Annotated in this window: 3 protein-coding genes and 1 pseudogene; 3 read left to right on the top strand and 1 reads right to left on the bottom strand. The window is 64.9% G+C overall.

Annotated elements, in window-relative coordinates:
* Positions 1-209: 209 nt before the first annotated feature.
* Together RLDS_RS32505 and RLDS_RS32500 are read left to right on the top strand one after the other, a co-directional pair.
* Positions 210-659: a hypothetical protein gene (locus RLDS_RS32505; RefSeq protein ID WP_020818510.1), complete on the top strand. Its 450-nt coding sequence runs from the start codon at positions 210-212 to the stop codon at positions 657-659.
* Positions 660-826: 167 nt separating this feature from the next.
* Positions 827-1,321 carry a helix-turn-helix domain-containing protein gene (locus RLDS_RS32500; RefSeq protein ID WP_020818511.1) on the top strand — a complete coding sequence of 165 codons (495 nt, stop codon included), beginning with the start codon at positions 827-829 and terminating at the stop codon, positions 1,319-1,321.
* Positions 1,322-1,361: 40 nt separating this feature from the next.
* Here the strand turns inward: RLDS_RS32500 and RLDS_RS32495 are convergent, their stop codons facing one another.
* Entirely contained in the window at positions 1,362-2,315 is a 954-nt protein-coding gene (locus RLDS_RS32495) for a lytic transglycosylase domain-containing protein (RefSeq protein ID WP_021223069.1), read from the bottom strand.
* A 110-nt stretch (positions 2,316-2,425) separates the two neighbouring features.
* Between RLDS_RS32495 and RLDS_RS56865 the strand changes: the two are divergent.
* A pseudogene (locus tag RLDS_RS56865) lies at positions 2,426-2,611 on the top strand (hypothetical protein); the annotation flags it as partial.

Genomic DNA, 2,611 nt, shown 5'->3' with positions numbered 1-2,611 from the left:
CGGCCTGCCCGCTCATTCGGGGCATGGCGCCCCGGATTACGGGGCAGACTGGCCCGGAATGCGGGACAACTTGCCCCGGAAATTGCGGCGCTGGTGGCGTCCCGGTAGACTCGGGGCTACGACTCAGCAGATATTAACCATCGAGACTCCAGGCTCCGTCGCAGTAGTCAGCGCCATGCTGCCTTTCAGGAAGAAGGATTCATCTCGACGTGGGGACGACGGCCGCCGAACACGAAGGCTTTGTGCTCGATGTCTCCGGATATCTCTTTCGGCTGACCACCGAGTGCCTGCGCCTATTCTCCAATGAGACGAACGAGCATCAGACGCTCGTATCGCTGGTCGCGGCGCGGCTCGCCGAACCGGGTGCCGCGGGCAGGCATGAAGTGCGCACGATGCGCGAGCATTTCGCGGCGATTCCGACCCATGGCGACGTGAAAATCCGGCTTCCGCTCTCTGATGCGAATGCCCAGGCGCTTGAGGAAATGCGGCAGGCTCTCGGCCGCCGCCTCGACACCACACTGACGATCGGCGACGCGCTTTCGGCGCTGCTGTTCGACTATGTCGTCGAGCTCAAGACCTCGCAGATACTGGACCGGTTGTCGCTTGAGCAGCGCCTTGACGGGGGCGAACCGGGGCGCACGAGCACGCGGCTAAACTAGGAAATCGCCCGATCTTCGCGAGCTATATCGCGGTATCTGCGCTGGAATATTGCGCTCACTCTGGCTCCAACGACGCTTGCAAAGCGGGATTCACCGTGTTTGCCTTGTCCCCTAACGGGGAGGTTCGGGGGCTAATGTCGTCTCGCGCCACAGCTGGATCATAGTTCGTGCTCGAGCCGGATGACGAAACGATCCTGCGCGATTTCGTACCGCTCATTCGGTGCATGATGGACCGAAAGGACATCCCGCAACGCAAGCTCGCCGCCCTCACCGGCATCAGCAAGACGCGCCTGGGACTGCTGCTGCACAGCGACCCCACGAAGCGGTCGCCCATGACTGTGGACGAGCTTCAGATCATCCTGCACGCGCTCGGAACCGACATCGTCGCGGCCTATGTGCGCATCAAGGCAAGCGGGACGATCCCGCAGCCCCTGATCGAGCGCCATGACGTGCTCTTCACAATGATCTGCGACGCATTCGTCGACATGCCGGAAGGCCTGATCGTTCTGCTCGAAGAACTCGAAGGCATCGATGGCTCGGAAGTCCGCCCGGAATGGGCGGTGCCGGTCAGGCGAGCCGTCGTCCGGAAACTGCTGGACGAGGTGAGCGCCAAGCTGGCCCGCCGTGCACGCCTGGCCGAGAGCGATGACTTCCGGATCTAGCCCGACCGGATTCGGCGCCGGGCCCTTCCCCGCCGCGCTCCTAGAAGAGCGAGACGCTCGCGACGCGCGCGGGCGGCACCGACCGAGGCGGGAAGACGCTTGCGGTCTGGCGCGGCAGCACGGTTGCTTGCCGGTAGACGCCGCTCAAGCGCGCCCAGTTCATGAGGACATTGTCGACATAGGCCTGCGTCTCGGCGATGCGCGGCACGAGCCCGCCACGGACGCGGCCAGGCCCGGCATTGTATGCGGCAAGCGCCAGATGATAATGGCCGAACCTGTCGAGTTGCTGGCGAAGATATCTCGCTCCGCCGCGCAGATTATCCTCGACGCTATAGCGGTTCACTCCCAGCGAGGCAGCCGTCCCGGGCATCAGCTGGGTCAGGCCGAAGGCGTTCTTGGGCGACAGCGCATCGGTGCGATAGCGGCTTTCGCGAATGATCATCGCATCGAACAACCCGACCGGAATGCCGTATTCGCACGCGATCCCGCTCATCAGCTGATAATAGCTGGCGCGCCTGCTCTCAGCGTCCGCCCTCAAGAATCCTGTCGGCCGATAGGGAAGGACGCCGCAGCCTGGCTCGAAGCGATTGGCCGCGAAATCGAAGCTCGCGCCGCCGCGCATCCACGCAGGAACGGGGATGGCAGGCGCCGGCGGCAACCATTCGGCGGAGGCGGCCGAGCCTTCACTCCCGGCGCTTCCGCTTGCTGCCTGCTCGAGCGCAACGCCGCTGTTCGTGAAGCTGTTCGCCATCTGGAATTCCACCCACCGGCGGCTGAGGTCATGCACCCGAAAGTCCGGCGGACGGGCACCGGTCGACACCGGGTTGGGCACGCTCGGGGGTTCGGCGGCTGCATCCGGCCGGCTCTCCGGCCCGGGCGCGGTCATCGTGATGAGCTGCACTCTGCGCGCGGGCTTGGCCTCTTTCCCCTGGGCTGCCGCGCCCCCCGACACGACCAGCGCCACAATGCCGAAACCGATCCCCAACGCCCTCATTGCACCCTCCCTGCTACCGAAACAGGCCAAGGGAAGATCAGCGGCCGCCGGGTTGTCAATCCGCGTGCCCGAGCAGTGTCAGCCTCAAAAATCAAGATCAGGAGGCGCCGATGTGGCTGATCCCGCGCAATACGGACGGGACCCGCGCAGGGAGAATTGCGCTTCCCGCGCCCGTCCGAGAGGCTCTCGTCCGCTGGTATGTCGGACAGGGTTCGCGCGCCGACGAGGAAGCGGGGATCATGCTTGTCCAGCAGGCGCGCATCGGCGAGAGGTGGATCGCCTGCGACTGTTTGTCG

The organism is Sphingobium lactosutens DS20, assembly GCF_000445105.1.
Classification (GTDB): Bacteria; Pseudomonadota; Alphaproteobacteria; order Sphingomonadales; family Sphingomonadaceae; genus Sphingobium; species Sphingobium lactosutens.
Note: the sequence above shows the minus strand (reverse complement) of the source record. Positions and strands in the feature narration are given on the sequence as shown.